Here is a 14,995-nt window from a genome sequence, read left to right on the forward strand (position 1 = left end):
TGGCCTTTTTTCCAACAGAATTTTCTGAGGAACAGTTTTGCCCTGTTTTCAGTTTTCCCTATGAATTCAAAGGTTTCTAATTGACTAAAGCCCATATGCACAAGATAATTCCTGTGCAAGATGTTTTATAATTACCTAAAACAATTCTTGATCTACATCAAAAACAAGGCATTTTTATTTGATGAGGATGAATGATCATTTGCCGTCACCGCTTTTTGTATATTTTCTCTATCACATCCTTCAATCGATTTGAAGAAAACAATAATGACCCGCTCCGGTCTTGACATCGTCGCAGCAAAATTTCCCAAAGAACTTGCCGGGAAAAAGATCGGCCTGCTCTGCCACGCCGCTTCGATCACGTCGAAATACCGCCATGCCGTTGATGTTTTTCTCAAATCCCCCTGCAAGCTCGCGGCCCTGTTCGGCCCGCAGCACGGCATGTTCGGCCAGACCCAGGACAACATGGTGGAATGGCAGGGATACACTCATCCGGTGCTGAAGATCCCGGTGTACAGCCTTTATGGCGAAACCAGGAAGCCCGGCAGGGAAAGCCTTTCGGCGCTCGATGCGTTCGTGGTTGATTTGCAGGACGTGGGCGCGCGCCCCTACACATACGTCTGGACCGTCAAGCTTTGCATGGAGGCTTGCAGCCAGGCAGGCATCCCTTTATGGATTCTTGACAGACCAAACCCGATCGCGGCGCTGCCGTTTGACGGCCCAATGCTTTCGGACAAATTTCATTCGTTTGTCGGCGGCGCGCCGATTCCGCTTTGTCACAGAATGACGATGGGAGAGATGGCGCTGCTCCTTAAAAACTTTTATTTTCCTACTGTCAACCTGCAGGTCGTTTGGATGAAAGGATGGCAAAGGAATTCCCTGTGGCCCGAAACCGGCTTGCCATGGGTGCTGCCGTCTCCAAATATACCAACATTTGATACGGCGGTGGTGTATCCCGGCACAGTCCTTCTTGAGGCGACAAACCTATCGGAAGGGCGTGGCACAACACGGCCGTTTGAAATCATCGGAGCGCCGTATCTTGACGCGGATAAACTGGTGAAAGAAATCGCACCATACGATCTTAAAGGATGTGTTTTCCGTAAGCACGATTTTATGCCGACGTTCCAGAAATGGCAGGGTAAATATTGTTATGGCCTGCAGGTGCACGTGACCGATCCCCGAAAGTACGAACCGGTCCTTACAACGGCGGCGCTGCTTCAGGCTGTCATCAAACATTCGGATGGCCAATTCTCATTTAAACAGCCGCCCTACGAATACGACACGGTCAACATGCCATTCGATATCCTGTCCGGCGACACGACCCTGCGGAATGCCTTCATGCGCGGTGCTGACCTGCGCAAGGAAAAAGAATCCTGGAAGCAATCGTATAAAGCGTTTCTTCCCGTCTTTAAAAATGTCTCGCATTATCCGGAGAAGGCTTCGTGACCGGATTCATTCTCGCAGCCGGATTCGGCACGCGGCTCAAGCCGCTTACCGACCATGTTCCCAAGGCGCTTGTCCCGGTTTGCGGCATTCCGCTGTTAAAAAGAGCGCATGATTTCTTCTCGGCAAACGGATTTGACAGGATTGCGGTCAACTCGCACCACCATCCTGAGCAAGTGCAGGATTTTATAACTGATGCAAAACTTGACTGCGTTATATTCCATGAGGCGGGAAAAATCAGGGGCACCGGAGGCGCGCTGTTTTTTGCGAGGGACTTTCTTGCGGATGAGGAATATTTCTGCGTCGCAAATGTTGATATCGTTGCCACGCTTGATCTTAGGTCGCTGTTTGGGGCGTTTGTTAACATGAGTTGCGGCGCGGGACTTGTTTCTATTGTGTCAACCCGTGGTACGCTGTGGTACGATGCGGAAACAAAAGACTATATCGGCGCGCGGTCGGAACAATCCGGGGTTCCCGGCGGATGCAGGGGAGAGCCCCGCGGCGCTGAATTCATGGGAATAGCTTTTTACAAAAAGGAAATCATCAACCTTCTCACTGCAGAGGATTTTTCCATTCTTCCCGTGTGGAAACGCTGCCGGGAGCAGGGAATGTCAGTGAAAATCATTGAGGCAAAGCCGGACTATTGGATTGATTTAGGTACTCCCGCAACCTTGGCCGGAATTCATTTTGACGTTCTTGACGAAAAGTGCCGGCTTGCGGTTCCGGAGCACCTGATCGTTGACGGGAAAAAGAAAAAGGCATGTCCGCGATCGTTTGATATGTCGCTGCGGGAAAGACTGGGACCCTATTCGTGGGTCGATGCACCGTTCATGCCCTCGTCCTGCGAAATTTCACGCTCAATTATTTTCAGCGATGCCGTTGTCCCTGAACACGCAATCGTAAAAAACTCACTTTTTACAAAATACGGGGCGATCTCCTTTGGCTCCTGAGCCTGTACTATTGACACCTGCGCAAAAGACGTTTCTTGCAGACGTGATACCGTCTTTCAGCCCGGATTCGTGGTCGATCACCTCGGCAGGAAACGCCGGCTCCGACCGCAGGTTTGTCCGGATAAAAGCGCCTGTTAAAAACGACTCATATATCCTGGTTGTCTGGGACAGCAGCGACCACGACTGGCGCCGTTTTCTTTCCATCCAGAAGGATGTCTCGGCGCATGTGCCGTTTTTGCCGGCTATTTTTGCCAGCGACGACGGCCACGGCCTTATCCTTGAGGAAGACCTGGGTGCATTGACATTAAAGAAATATTGCGCATCAGGAGCGGCGACAGCGGCATCCATGGAGGCGATCTACAAAAAGGCGCTCGACGCGCTTGTGCAATGGCAGCAGCTTGACATCGGAGCAAGCGCAACGATTGCGGCGCGCGACATGGACCTCGAGATGTTTTTGTGGGAAAGCGACTATTTCACCCAGCACTGCGTGCGGGAATATTTCGGACTCGAAAAGCTGGTCTCCGCCGAATGGGAAAATGAGCGCCGGGCCATAGCCCGGGAAGCGGCCGGCTTGCCGAAGGTATGCATCCACCGGGATTTCCAATCCGAAAACATCATGCTGGCGGCTGAAAAAATACGGTTTGTTGATTTTCAGGGCGCACGCCGCGGCCCGGCCGGTTACGACGTGGCGTCGCTGTTGCTCGATCCCTATGTGAAGCAACTCACGCCGGCGTTTTCCGGGCTGCTGCTTGAATATTATATGTCAATAGCGCCGGGCAACATCGATGAACGGTCATTCAAAATTTGCGCGTTGCAAAGGCTCATGCAGGCGCTCGGGGCATTTGCCAATTTATCCATCCATAAAGGGAAGGAATGGTATCGCGCGTTTATTCCGGTTGCGCTTAAACGGCTGGAGCTAATGGCTGATGGGCAGAGTATGTTCCCCGTGCTTCAGGAAATCGTCCGGGCATGTGGTGAAGCGTGCAAGAAGAAATGCTGAGGGTTATTGTGCCGGATAATCCAACAACGTTCCCCTATTCAACAGCCATTGCGGGTCAAAAGCGGTTTTAATCGCCCTCATTTCCGCGATCGCTTTTTTACCGTACATTTCCCTCAGATATGCCGTCTTCAATTTTCCTATCCCATGCTCCGCCGAGACCGTGCCGCCGGCCGAAATCGCGGCCGCCATGAGTTCCCCGTACAGCTCTTTTGCTGTCGCCATTTCTTGCGAGTTGCGCGGAATCAGATTGATGTGCAGGTGAAAATCGCCGAGGTGGCCGAACGCCGCATGCGCCAGACCGCTGGCCTTGACCTTGTCGATGCTCCAATCAAAGGTTTCCTCGAATTTTCCCGATGCGAGAGCGGTGTCCGTCGAGATTTTGCGTATATCCGGGTGATCACGCTTGTACCGGGCGATGGCGCTGTTGACCGCCTCGGGAATGCCGTGCCGTATCGCCTTGAGCTTCTCAATTTCCTTTGGTTTGAATCCGCTCCAGGTATCATCAAAGGAAGAACCGTGGCTCGACAGCGATTCCTCCCATTTGTCCATTTGATCCTCAAACTGCGCGCCGCTATCGTCGCGGCATTCCCAATAGACGGCATATTTTTTGTCCGGCGGGAAATCGGGAAGAGCAAAAGGCAAATCTTTTTTCACCGATTCAAGGAACGCGACGGCAGTCTCGTCAAAATATTCTATTGCGAGAACCTGTTGTTGATCTCTAAGAAAAGATGCGAATCCAAAGGCCGCTTTTCTGGAAGGAAAAAAACTGAGTCCGGCCGCAAAAAAAGGTTTCGGCGCCAGCCTGATTCCCACCATTGAAAAAATCCCGAGCGTTCCTTCCGAACCGATAAAAAGGTCTATGAGATCCATGTCGTCCGCCGCATAATATCCGCTCGCGTTTTTAATTGCGGGGATTCTATAGGCAGGCGCGTTGACGGAAAAGACGCTTCCCTGGCCGGTAGTGACAGCAAAAACGCCGTTACGTGCCTTGCAGTCGCCGCGCTTCAAATTGAGCGTGCCGCCGTTTGCAAGCACAACCGAAAGGGAATGCACCCAGGCACGCGTCGGCCCGAAATGGAAGGACCGCGCGCCGGACGCGTTCGTCGCCACCGTGCCGCCGAGCTGCGCCGTTGTTTCGGTGGGGTCTGGCGGATACAGCCATTGCTTTCCTTCAAGCAGGTTTGTTCCGGGAACCGGATACGGCCATGCCCGGGGCCGATCAAGAAAGGCCGCGATATTTTCAAGCGTAATTCCCGGCTCGCATAAGAGCACCCGCGTGCCATCGTCGCTTTTGTCAACACTGAGGATTCTGTTCGTCTCCGATATGCAGATTGCGGTGCAGCCGTCTGTCGGCACGCATCCGCCGGCTATTCCGGTCTTGCCGCCAATTACGGTGATTGGGGTACCGTCGCGGTTGCAACCGCGAACAACGGAAAGAAGGTCGTTCAGGTTTTGCGGAAAGTAAACCTTTTCCGGAATTCCCAGTGTAAAGCGGGACTCGTCGTACAGAAGCTCGGGCGCCGCTTCCCGAATGGTTTCTCTGCCGATAAATGATTTCATGAGGGTCGAATAAGGTTGGGGAGGCGGTCAAGCCCGGCGAATGTTTCTCAGATACTCGTTGAACAGGTAAAATCCCAGCCTCACCTGCAGGGACGTTGTTTCTTCTTCCGCCTCCTGTTGCGTACAGAGGCACACGGCGGTGGACTCGCCGTCGCTTTTGCTGCCTGCCTTTCGCCCTTCAAACGAGGAGAATTCCTCATTGGAAAGGGGCACAATGCATCCAAAGTAAAAAATTCCCTCGTCGCATGCGCCGGGCGAACTGTAGAGCGGGCCTTTATGAAGGGGGCGCAGGGCTTCCGTGGTGATTGAAAGGCCCGTTTCCTCTAAAAGTTCTTTTACCGCGACCGCTTCAACGTTATTTATTTCACGGTCAAGCATTCCCGCGGGAAATTCCAGATTGAGCGTGCCGTTGCCGATCCTTCGCTGCCGGATCATCAGATATCGCTCGACGCCCGTGTCCTTGTTCCTCAGCAGCGCCACGACGATCGCGGCATGCCCGCGGATGAAAATGTATTTGGGGAGCTTTTTTTTCTGCGGATCAGTGACGTTTGCCTCGCAGAGCGCGAACAGGAGCTCGCCGTTTTTGCTGTGGAGCAGGGAAATGGGCGTGAGACCGTTGATCGTGCAGCCGGCATCGCGAAGGGCCTTTTCCCATTGAAGCACTTTGGGCTCGGAGCGGAAGTCGGAGGGAAGCATGATTTTGTTTTAAAATAACATGTTCGGATGAGATAAAGTATATGAATTTTTATGTGCTATTTTAGTGAAGGGATCCTAATGGATTAGATCCATCGTAAACCGATTGCTAAAGATCTATGACATTGCAGGACGGCTGGTTTGCTCGCTTGTCAAGAAGAAGCAGGCCGGTGGAAGGTATGCTGTTGTCCCGCCTGTAGAGAATATACGATCGGGCAATTATCTTTATTCATTTACCGCAGGGGAGTATAAGGTACAGAATAAATTTGTTATCATCCGATAACATTTTGAGTTTTGCGTCCTTTGCGAGAGATTTTTTTAAAAAAATACTTACACCACCGACCCCGACTCCCTCCACACCGAATACTTCACCCGGTCTTTTCCCTCTTTTTTCGCGGCGTACATCAGGGCGTCGGTCTTTTTGATGATCTCCTCCACGCTCGAGGGTGGGCGGATGAAGGTCATGACGCCGATGGAGAACGTCACCGGCCAGCGCGCCCGGTTCATCCGTTCGTCGAGTACCGCATGCACCTTGTCAATCACCGCCTGCGCCTGCCCGTCGCCGGTCTCAGAGAGCAGCAGCACGAACTCGTCGCCGCCGAGGCGCGCGAAGAGGTCGGTGGAACGTATGTTTTTCAGGATCGTCGCGGCGACGGTGCGGAGCACCAGGTCGCCGGTGTCGTGTCCCATGGTGTCGTTGATTGCCTTGAAATCGTCGAGATCAATGTAGGCGAGGGAGAAGGGGTGCTTGTACCGTTGCGCCCGGTCAATTTCGATCATAGCGCCCTCGAAAAAGGCCCTGCGGTTTGCGGCACCGGTGAGCATGTCATTCCGCGCGAGGTTTTTTTCCGACGCCAGCGCGGTCTTTAGACGTGAGAGGATTTCGACGACAATCAGGAAAATGCAGAATTTCACGGTGACGTTCCAGTACGGCACGATCGGATGCGAATACGATGAATGGGAAATGACGTCGGAAAAAAACCACGCCGCCGCGCCGACCACCGCAATGATTCTGCCCGCATGCCGACCCGAATACCATGTCGCCATCAGAATGGGAAGCAGGTAAAACACCAGAAATGAGAGATCGGGGCCCGTGATGTTGTCGAACACCCAAAAGAAGATGATGGCGACGATGTAAAAAAGGTAGAGTACGGGCTGAGGAACCGAATAAATGAATTGAGATAAACGCATGGTGTCTCTATAGGATAAGTATAGAATAAAGGCAGAAAAACTACCACTTAAACAGTATTTTTGCCGATTTCCACCCGGCGGCGAGGAGCACCGAAAAGGCGGTGAGGACGAGGACGCCGGGAATTCCCTTGAGAACAAAACAAAAAACGGCAAGGAAGGGAAAGAGAAGGAGCAGTCCCGCAAGCATGAATTTTTCCAGGTACACGAGAAAGACATATTTGCGGAACTCTGATGGCTTCTCGCAATAATAGCGGAGGAAGCGCATGCCCTCCTGGTTCCATTTTCCCTTGAGCCGCTTGTGGCGGGCGAACTGAACCATGATGTCGTTCCATCCGTTTTTTTCGGCATAATGCTTGAGAAACGGCGTGGTGAAGCGCACGTGGCCGGTGTCGAGCATGATGTCGATCATAGGGGGAATGAGTTCTTTCTCACCAGGCATGCTCTCGTAAGCGCTGTGGAGAAAGTGGAACGCCCTGAGGTTGTCTCCCTGTTCACGGTAAAAGTCCGCGAGAAACCAGTAGTCCTCGATGCAGTACGGGTGCTCCTGCCTTATGACGGCGTACACGAATTTTTCCATTGCGGAAAAATTACCCATGTTCCGCAGGTGATGGTAGTAATCGCGCATGATTTCAGGATTATGCGGCTCGAGCGCGAGTGCGGCCTCAAACACCTTCTGCGCTTCCTTGTTTTCCTGTTTTTCCGAATAGGCGATGGCCTTGACGCGGAGCGCCTCGGCGTCGATGGGCGAAACGTCGAGCGCCTTGTTTGCCGACTGGAGGGCGAGGTCGAGCCTGCCGCTGTTAAGGTAGGCGTAGGCGCAGTCGACATACCCCACCGGTGAATTGGGATACAGGCGCACCGTTTCCTGCGCGAGCGCGAGTGCGTCGTCCATCTGGTCGTTCTGGGAAAGGCAGAACACGAGCCGCGACAGGGTCCTGATGTTTCTCGGCGATTGTTTCAGGTACTCCTGGTACAGCGCCACGCTCTTGTGCGGTTCGCCGCGGAAGAGGAAATGGTCGGCCAAAAGGTCGCGCGCCTCGTCGAACTGTGGATTGAGCTGGAGCGCGGTTTTAAAGCAAGTCTCGGCATTTTCGTGATCCCCGATGCGCTCGTAGGTGATGGCGGCGTTGCGGAACGTGTCGGGATTGTCAGTCCCTATTTTCAGGGCTTTTTCGAAATAACCGATGGCCCGGTCGAACTGGTTCAGCTCGGTGCAGTACCAAATCATGGCGCTGAGCACCGCCTCGACATCGGGATTGTACCGTTCGGCGCGCAAAAGATATTTGGCCGCTTTTTTAAAGTGGTCGAGCTGGGCAAAGGCATAGAACAGGCCGAGCAGCACGTCCACGTTTTTCTTGTCGAGCTTGAGGCTTTTATAAAGGTAGGGGATCGCTTCGCGGGGATTGTTCTTTTCCATGTAAACGCGGGAGTAAAGAAAATACAGTTCCCATTCGTCCTGGTACAAAACGGCGTACGGCTCCAGAAGGGCGAGGGCATCGTCGCAGAGGCCTATGTCGAGGAGGTCTTCGACCCGGTCGGACAGATCCTGTATTTCGAGCCATTCTTCCATGAAACGGTGGTTCCTTGCGGGAAAAAATAATTGATAATGAAAGGACGCGGACGGAATTTTAGGGAAGCGCCGCAGGCGGGACTCCTGGCCAGGTTGTCAGAAGTAGAAACCCGGCTGGTGACGGATCACGGTGTTGCCGCGGAGGTAGTATCGGTCGAGCTTGGTGCTCAGCCCGCATAGGATCTCGTACCCGATCGTCTGCGCATGGAGCGCCACGTCGTCCGGACTGATGTATTCGCCGTCCTGATATCCGATTGCCACGACTTCGTCGCCGATGGAAAAATCAGGTTTCGCACCGGCGTCCACCATGATGAAATCCATGGTGACCGTGCCCGCAATGGTGTACCGTTTTCCCTTGATCAGCACCTGGCCCTTGTTGGAAAGCAGGCGGGGCAGGCCGATGCCGTAGCCGAGGGGGATGGTGGCGATACAGGTTTCGGAGGACGTGACATAACGGCCGCCATAGCTGACGCAGGTGCCTTTCGGAACCCGTTTGATCTTTGCGACTTTTGCCTTGAGCGAAATCACGGATTTAAGATGCAGCGGAAAATCTTGCGCCGGGTCCGGTTTGCATCCGTAAAGGGCGATGCCGGGACGCACGAGCGTGCATTCCGGCGAGACCGGAAAGCGCATGATCGCGGCGCTGTTTGCGTAATGGATGAGCTTCGGCGAGATGCCGTTCTGGTGAAGCAGGTCAAGCGCTCCCCTGAACCGTTTGAGCTGGAGGGCGACGGTATCGGTGTCGGGGCGGTCCGCGCAGGCCAAATGGGTATAAGCGCCCTCACAAATCAGTTTTCGGTTTGCCGTAAGCAGCGGAATCACCTGTGAAATCTGTTCCGGTCGCACCCCCAGGCGCCCCATGCCGGTATCGATGTTCAGGTGAAATTTTACCGGTGCGCCTGATTCGTTCCCTGGCCCAAGGTCAAGCGGGTCGTTGCAGGAAAAACTGACGTTGTTTTGGTTTCCCCAGGAGATTTCCTCGGCCGAGCACGGGCCGAGGATCAGGACCGGCAGCGTGACGCCATTGTCCCTGAGCACGCGCGCTTCGCCGGCGGTGGCCACGGCGAGCCATGCAACGCCGCTTTGCTGGAGAGCGCTGCTTACCATGACCGAGCCGCATCCGTAGGCAAGGTCCTTGACAACCGCCATAATGCCTTTTCCGCTTGGCGCGGTGCGCCGTATTTCCGCCAGATTATCAAGGAGGTTGTCTAAGGACACTTCGATATAAGGATTGCAGGATGTTTTATCGTTCACGGTTTGTTTTTCCTGGATGAGTGAATGATTGATGCCAGTTTTAGCGCATTTTTCGTTATCTCATCATATCGTTCCGATTGAATAATGCTCTCGCTGATGAAAGAGGCGCCGGTGAACAGGCCTGATGCGCCGGCTTTCCGGTAAGCTTCCGCATTGTCAATATTCACGCCACCGCAGGGGAATAAGATCGCTTCAGGAAAAGGAGCACTGAGCGACTTGATGTAGGCAGGGCCGCCCACGGCGTTGCAAGGGAAAACTTTTATACCAGACGCACCCGCCTTAATGGCGTTTTCAATTTCGGTGGGCGTGAGGGCGCCTGGGAAACACGGGACATCCGCCGAAATGCATGCTTTGATGACTTCCGGGTTCGAGTCCGGGCTCACGATGTATTGAGCGCCGGCTTCGATGGCGTCACGTACTGATTCCGGGTCGAGAACGGTTCCGGCGCCGAGAAGAAGATCTTTGCCGAAGCGTTTGGCGACCTTTGTAATTATCGTCAGCGAACCGGGAAATGAAAGGGGAAGTTCCAGAACAGGGACCGAGCCTTTGATGAGGGCCTCGGCGACGACAATGGCATTGCCCTCTGACGATGTGCGGAAAATAGGGATAATGCCGATATCGAGGAGAGTAAAAAGCGTTCCGGATTTTCTCATGCTGGCGCGTCCTTCGATGCATTTGTCAGGAAAGTTTTTTATCGCAGATCTCCCACGCATCGTCCTTGCGTTTCCGGAAAAAGCACGAAAAATACCCTTCATGGCAGGCCGCGCCGGTCTGGTCCACTTTGAAAAGCAGGGAATCGCCGTCGCAGTCAGCATACACTTCGCGCACGGCCTGAAAATGACCCGATGTCTCCCCCTTGAGCCACCGCTTTTTCCTGCTCCTGCTGAAATACACCATTCTGCCAGTGGCAAATGTTTCCTCCAGCGTTGCGCGGTCCATGTATGCAACCATGAGCACGCGATTGGTGCTGTAATCCTGGGCGATTGCCGGCACCAGGCCGTTTGCGTCGAATTTTATAAAATCAATTAGGTTCATTGTTCACTTCGATCTTTCAACTCTCAACTTTTAACTTCTTATCTGTCCATTTCCCCTCACCACCCATTTGTATGTCGTCAAGTCAGCCACGCCCATGGGCCCTCTCGCGTGCAGCTTGTCCGTGGAAATGCCGATCTCGGCGCCCATGCCGTATTCACCGCCGTCGGAGAAACGGGTGCTCGCATTCACCATGACCGACGAGGAATCAACAAGCCGCACGAACTGGTCGGCCTCCTCCTTTGAGTCGGTGACGATGGCGTCGGTATGGTGGGAGCCGAAGGCGTTGATGTGCGAAATTGCCTCGCCGACGTTGTCGACCACGCGCACGGCAAGCCGCAAATCAAGGTATTCGGCGAACCAGTCGTCGCGCGTGGCACGTTTTGCCGACGGCACGAGCCTGCGCACCGCTGGATCGCCGTAGAGGATAACGCCTTTTTCAACGAGCGCCGAAAGGATTTTCAGCTTGTTTGGGTTGGAGAGCGCCTTGTCGAGCAGCAGGGTCTCCATGGCGTTGCACACGCCGGGCCGCTGCACTTTTGCGTTGACGACGATGGGGAGGGCCTTTGCCATGTCCGCGAAGCGCGACACATACACGTGGCACACGCCCTTGTAGTGTTTAATCACGGGAATGCGGGATTTTTCCACCACGGCGCGGATGAGCCCTTCGCCGCCCCGGGGGATCACGAGGTCGATGTCGTTATCTTTTGTCAATAGCATATCGATGGCCTTCCGGTCCGTGGTGGGGACAAGCTGGACCGCGTCCCCGGGCAGGCCCGCGCCCGCGCACGCCCTCGCGATGAGCGCGGCGAGCGCCTTGTTCGAAAAAAATGCCTCGCTTCCGCCGCGCAGGATCACGCTGTTGCGCGACTTGAGGCACAGCGACGCGGCGTCGACGGTGACGTTGGGGCGTGATTCGTAGATGATCGCGATCACGCCGATGGGGACTTTCATTTTATAAATGGTAAGCCCGTTGGGCCGCACGTGCTCGTCGAAAATGGAACCAACGGGCGTTGAAAGGTCCGCGACCGCGTTGAGCCCTTTTTTCATTGACTCAAACGCCTTGTCGGAGAGCGTGAGACGGTCGATCATGGGCGCCGCAAGTCTTTTTGCACGCGCCAGGGCGATGTCTTTCCGGTTGGCCTTGACCAGCGCGTCTTTCTGAGCGTCGAGGAGTCCGGCAAGCGAGCGCAGACAATTGTCAACCTTGTCCTGGGCCGTGTCGCCGAGCACGATGCTTGACGCGCGGGCCTTCCGCGCAATCGCATCAATCGTTTTTGTTAAGGACGTCATGGGTGTTTCCTCGGGGTAACCGGTATCGTTTATGGTAGGAAAATAACTATTGCGGGGTCAGAGGATGACAAGGTTGTCCCGGTGGATGAACTCGTCGAAGGCCTTCTGCCCGAGCCGCGCGGCGATGTCGGCGGTCTTGCACCCGGCGATTTTCTCGGCTTCTACCGAGGAATAGTTCGCCAGCCCGCGGCCGATGACCCGGCGCTCGGCGTCCTGTATGTCAACCATGTCGCCGGTCTTGAACGTGCCTGAAATTTTCTGGATGCCGGCGGGAAGAAGGCTTTTTCCCTTTTCGGTGATCGCCCGCATCGCGCCCGTGTCGATGGTGACGGTTCCGCGGGGCTGGCCCGTAAACGCGATCCAACGGTGGCGTGCAGACATTTTTTTCTCGCCGGCCAAGAAGAGGGTGCCTGCCTGGGGATCGGCAAGCACCTGCTGCAGTGTGCGGTGGAAGCCGTCGCCGATGAGCGCGGTGATGCCGGCCCTGGTCACCATCTCGGCCGCTTTGAGCTTGGTGCGCATGCCGCCGACGCTTATTTCGCTCGAGCTTTCGGAAGCGTACCGGTGGATTGCCGGGGTAATGCTTTGAACGACAGGAATCTGGCGCGCTTCGCTGCTCACCGCAGGGTTGGCATCGTAGAGGCCGTTGATGTCGGTGAGGTTCACGAAAAGGTCTGCCTGCACGAGCATCGATAGCTGGGCCGCAAGCGTGTCGTTTTCGCCGAACCGTATTTCCTCCACCGCCACGGAGTCATTTTCGTTGATGATGGGGACGGCGGCCATGTCGAACAGCTGGAAAAGCGTGTTGCGCAGGTTGAGGTACCGCTTCTTGTCCCGCAGGTCGTCCCAGGAAAGCAGCACCTGGCCGATGGGCACGCCATGCTTAGAGAACAGTGATTCGTACATGTTCATGAGGCGGATCTGTCCGATGGAAGCGCAGGCTTGCTTTTCGGGAATCGTCGAAGGGCGTTTTTTGTAACGCAGCGCCATCATGCCGTGCGCGATGGCGCCCGAGGAAACGAGCAGCACGCGCCGCCTGGAACGGACCAGCAGGGCTATGGCGTCCACAAGCCCGCCCACACGCCTGAGGTTCGGGACGTTATCCTGCGAAGTGAGGATCCTGCTTCCGACTTTCACGACGATCGTCGAATTTGCGGTGATTTCCTTGCGGAAGGCGGGGGAGGACATGGGAATTGGCGGCCTTTACCGTGTTTTTTCCATTTTGACAATGGTCTGCTCAAGCTCGACAATTTTTTTTACCATCATGGCCCGCTCGAGATCGAGCGAATCGCGCTCGGCGGAGCACCGCTGGATCGTCTCGAGAAGCGTGTCGAGGCTCCCGCTTTCAATGGCGGTCTTGTTCTGGAGTTTTTTCATGCGCGCCGTAGTCGCGTCGTACTGGTCCTCGAAGCTTTTGAGCACCACGAGGATCTTGACGATGGTGTTGACTTCACCGGTGTATTTGTCCTCGGGATACCGCGCCTTGAACGAGTTGAATGCCTCAAGCGAGGCTTTCGGGTTGGCCTTCGGGTTGTCGTAATAGATGTTGATATAGCCGATGCGGTAGAGGGCGACCCGCGCGGCATCGGTCTCCGCATACGCGGGCGAATTCGCCAGCTCCTCATACAATTTGAGCGCTTCCGGATACCGCTTGTCCTCGAACTTTGACTCGGCCTCGGCAAGAAGCCGTTTTTCATAGGTGTACTGGGCGTGGCTGCTCGCCGCGCACCCGCAGAAAAACAGGGCGGCAACGACACAGAACCGCACCGGCACTCTAACCGGGTGCGGCGGTTTTTGAAGTGTGGTGGGCATGATCGGCATACAACGTGCTGAGTTTCTTATTCGGTGGAGGATTTGTCAAGGTTTATCATCTGCTCGCCGCTCGATGTGTATTCCTCGACGATGGGATTCTTGATCTCCCGCATCTTCCTCGTTACCGCAGAGATCCGGTCGGTCTCCTCGAGGATGACCTTCACGCGCTCCTTCATCTCTTCGGGGTAGTCTTTCATGGACATCTGGAGAAACTGTGCGTTCCCCGAAATGATCATGAGCGGGTTGTTGATCTCGTGGTTGACGGAAGCGACCACTTCGCCGATCGCCGCGAGCCGCTTCGATTTCACCAGCTCCTCCTGCGTCTTCTTGAGGTCGGCGGCCATGTCGTAGAACGCGGCGGCGAGATCGCCGATCTCATCCGTGGGATAGCCCGACTTGTCAAAGGAAAAGTCGCCCTTGCCGATGAGGCTCGCCGATTCCTTGAGGCGACGCAGGGAATTCGTGATGACGAGCGAGAAAAAGAGCGCGAATCCGAGGGCGACGAGCACGACGATGCCGAGGATGATGATGGTCATCTGCTTGATGTCGCTGATCCTTCCCTCGGTGGCCTTGATGGCGCTTTTGGTCTGCTCGTCGATGAGGAAATCGGCCGACTTGAGCGACTTGGTGAGACGCATGTCGGCGGAATCGAGGACGCGGATGAGCGGCAGCCCTTTGTCGCCGGCGACGTATTTCAGGGAGTCGGGACGCTTGCCGGAAAAGGCGAGCGTCGCGAACGATTTGTCGTAGAGCGCCGTATACTGCTCCACGGCGTTGACGAGCGACAGGAGTTTCAGATGGCTTTCGTAATGATCATTGGTGGCGACGGACTTGCGGAACACGCTCGAGTCGAGGCGTGAGATGGCGCTCAGTTCGAGGTTCACCGAATCGAGCCCCTGCAGCATGGTCTTGCCGGTCTGCTTGAAATTCTCCACCGACTCCGACCTGCCGATGGCCTCGAATGATGTCCGGCTCCTCCGTTTGTCGCTCTGCAGGCTCGCAACATTGAGCAGTTCGTTTTTTACATGGTCCTGCCGCTTGAGGATGTCCGCAAGGCTGTTGAGGTCCGATAGCTTGTTGATGAGGATGACGAAGATGGCGTTCAAGAAAATGACGCAGAGGAATCCCAAAAATAATTTGGAGGAAATGGTCAGACGCATAATGCCTTAACGTTTAAAAACGGCGAAGAAACGCGTGAAA

The 14,995-nt window shown here is 54.9% G+C and carries 14 protein-coding genes; 3 read left to right on the plus strand and 11 right to left on the minus strand.

The genetic code is table 11. The annotated features are described in order from the left end of the window. The first annotated feature begins 264 nt into the window (after positions 1 to 264). Genes VLX68_16800 through VLX68_16810 form a run of 3 tightly spaced genes read left to right on the plus strand, consistent with a single transcriptional unit; the run spans position 265 to position 3,390 of the window. Entirely contained in the window at positions 265 to 1,443 is a 1,179-nt protein-coding gene (locus VLX68_16800) for a DUF1343 domain-containing protein (GenBank protein HUI93905.1), read from the plus strand. After that, positions 1,440 to 2,390: a sugar phosphate nucleotidyltransferase gene (locus VLX68_16805; protein ID HUI93906.1), complete on the plus strand. Its 951-nt coding sequence runs from the start codon at positions 1,440 to 1,442 to the stop codon at positions 2,388 to 2,390. The genes VLX68_16800 and VLX68_16805 overlap by 4 nt, the downstream gene beginning before the upstream one ends. Further along, positions 2,380 to 3,390 (plus strand): phosphotransferase, encoded by a 1,011-nt coding sequence (locus VLX68_16810; GenBank protein ID HUI93907.1) that lies wholly within the window; start codon positions 2,380 to 2,382, stop codon positions 3,388 to 3,390. The genes VLX68_16805 and VLX68_16810 overlap by 11 nt, the downstream gene beginning before the upstream one ends. Before the next feature lie 3 nt (positions 3,391 to 3,393). Here the strand turns inward: VLX68_16810 and VLX68_16815 are convergent, their stop codons facing one another. From VLX68_16815 to VLX68_16865, 11 genes are all read right to left on the minus strand, one after another. Further along, positions 3,394 to 4,950: an FAD-binding oxidoreductase gene (locus VLX68_16815; protein ID HUI93908.1), complete on the minus strand. Its 1,557-nt coding sequence runs from the start codon at positions 4,948 to 4,950 to the stop codon at positions 3,394 to 3,396. Between the two features lie 27 nt (positions 4,951 to 4,977). Next, positions 4,978 to 5,646, minus strand: a complete 669-nt coding sequence (locus VLX68_16820) for an NUDIX hydrolase (GenBank protein ID HUI93909.1) — start codon at positions 5,644 to 5,646, stop codon at positions 4,978 to 4,980. Positions 5,647 to 5,973: 327 nt separating this feature from the next. Further along, the gene (locus VLX68_16825) at positions 5,974 to 6,834 is read right to left on the minus strand and encodes a GGDEF domain-containing protein (protein ID HUI93910.1); all 861 of its coding nucleotides are present in this window, start codon (positions 6,832 to 6,834) and stop codon (positions 5,974 to 5,976) included. Positions 6,835 to 6,874: 40 nt separating this feature from the next. Continuing rightward, positions 6,875 to 8,404, minus strand: coding sequence for a tetratricopeptide repeat protein (locus VLX68_16830; GenBank protein ID HUI93911.1), 1,530 nt, complete (start codon positions 8,402 to 8,404; stop codon positions 6,875 to 6,877). A 96-nt stretch (positions 8,405 to 8,500) separates the two neighbouring features. After that, positions 8,501 to 9,658 carry an alanine racemase gene (gene alr / locus VLX68_16835; GenBank protein ID HUI93912.1) on the minus strand — a complete coding sequence of 386 codons (1,158 nt, stop codon included), beginning with the start codon at positions 9,656 to 9,658 and terminating at the stop codon, positions 8,501 to 8,503. Then, a complete protein-coding gene (locus tag VLX68_16840) occupies positions 9,655 to 10,311 on the minus strand; it encodes a bifunctional 4-hydroxy-2-oxoglutarate aldolase/2-dehydro-3-deoxy-phosphogluconate aldolase (GenBank protein ID HUI93913.1) in 657 nt (218 codons plus the stop codon). Before VLX68_16840 ends, alr begins: the two co-directional genes overlap by 4 nt. Positions 10,312 to 10,336: 25 nt before the next feature. Beyond that, positions 10,337 to 10,693, minus strand: coding sequence for a phosphoribosyl-AMP cyclohydrolase (hisI, locus tag VLX68_16845; protein ID HUI93914.1), 357 nt, complete (start codon positions 10,691 to 10,693; stop codon positions 10,337 to 10,339). 30 nt (positions 10,694 to 10,723) lie between these two features. Beyond that, entirely contained in the window at positions 10,724 to 11,983 is a 1,260-nt protein-coding gene (locus VLX68_16850; protein ID HUI93915.1) for a glutamate-5-semialdehyde dehydrogenase, read from the minus strand. A 57-nt stretch (positions 11,984 to 12,040) separates the two neighbouring features. Further along, entirely contained in the window at positions 12,041 to 13,171 is a 1,131-nt protein-coding gene (proB, locus tag VLX68_16855; protein ID HUI93916.1) for a glutamate 5-kinase, read from the minus strand. A gap of 15 nt (positions 13,172 to 13,186) precedes the next feature. Further along, entirely contained in the window at positions 13,187 to 13,804 is a 618-nt protein-coding gene (locus VLX68_16860) for a hypothetical protein (GenBank protein HUI93917.1), read from the minus strand. Between the two features lie 17 nt (positions 13,805 to 13,821). Then, complete coding sequence (locus VLX68_16865; GenBank protein ID HUI93918.1) at positions 13,822 to 14,955, minus strand: histidine kinase dimerization/phospho-acceptor domain-containing protein; 1,134 nt, start codon at positions 14,953 to 14,955, stop codon at positions 13,822 to 13,824. Positions 14,956 to 14,995: the final 40 nt, after the last annotated feature.

The sequence above is a fragment of the Chitinivibrionales bacterium genome, from assembly GCA_035516255.1.
In the GTDB taxonomy this organism is placed as follows: Bacteria; Fibrobacterota; Chitinivibrionia; order Chitinivibrionales; family FEN-1185; genus FEN-1185.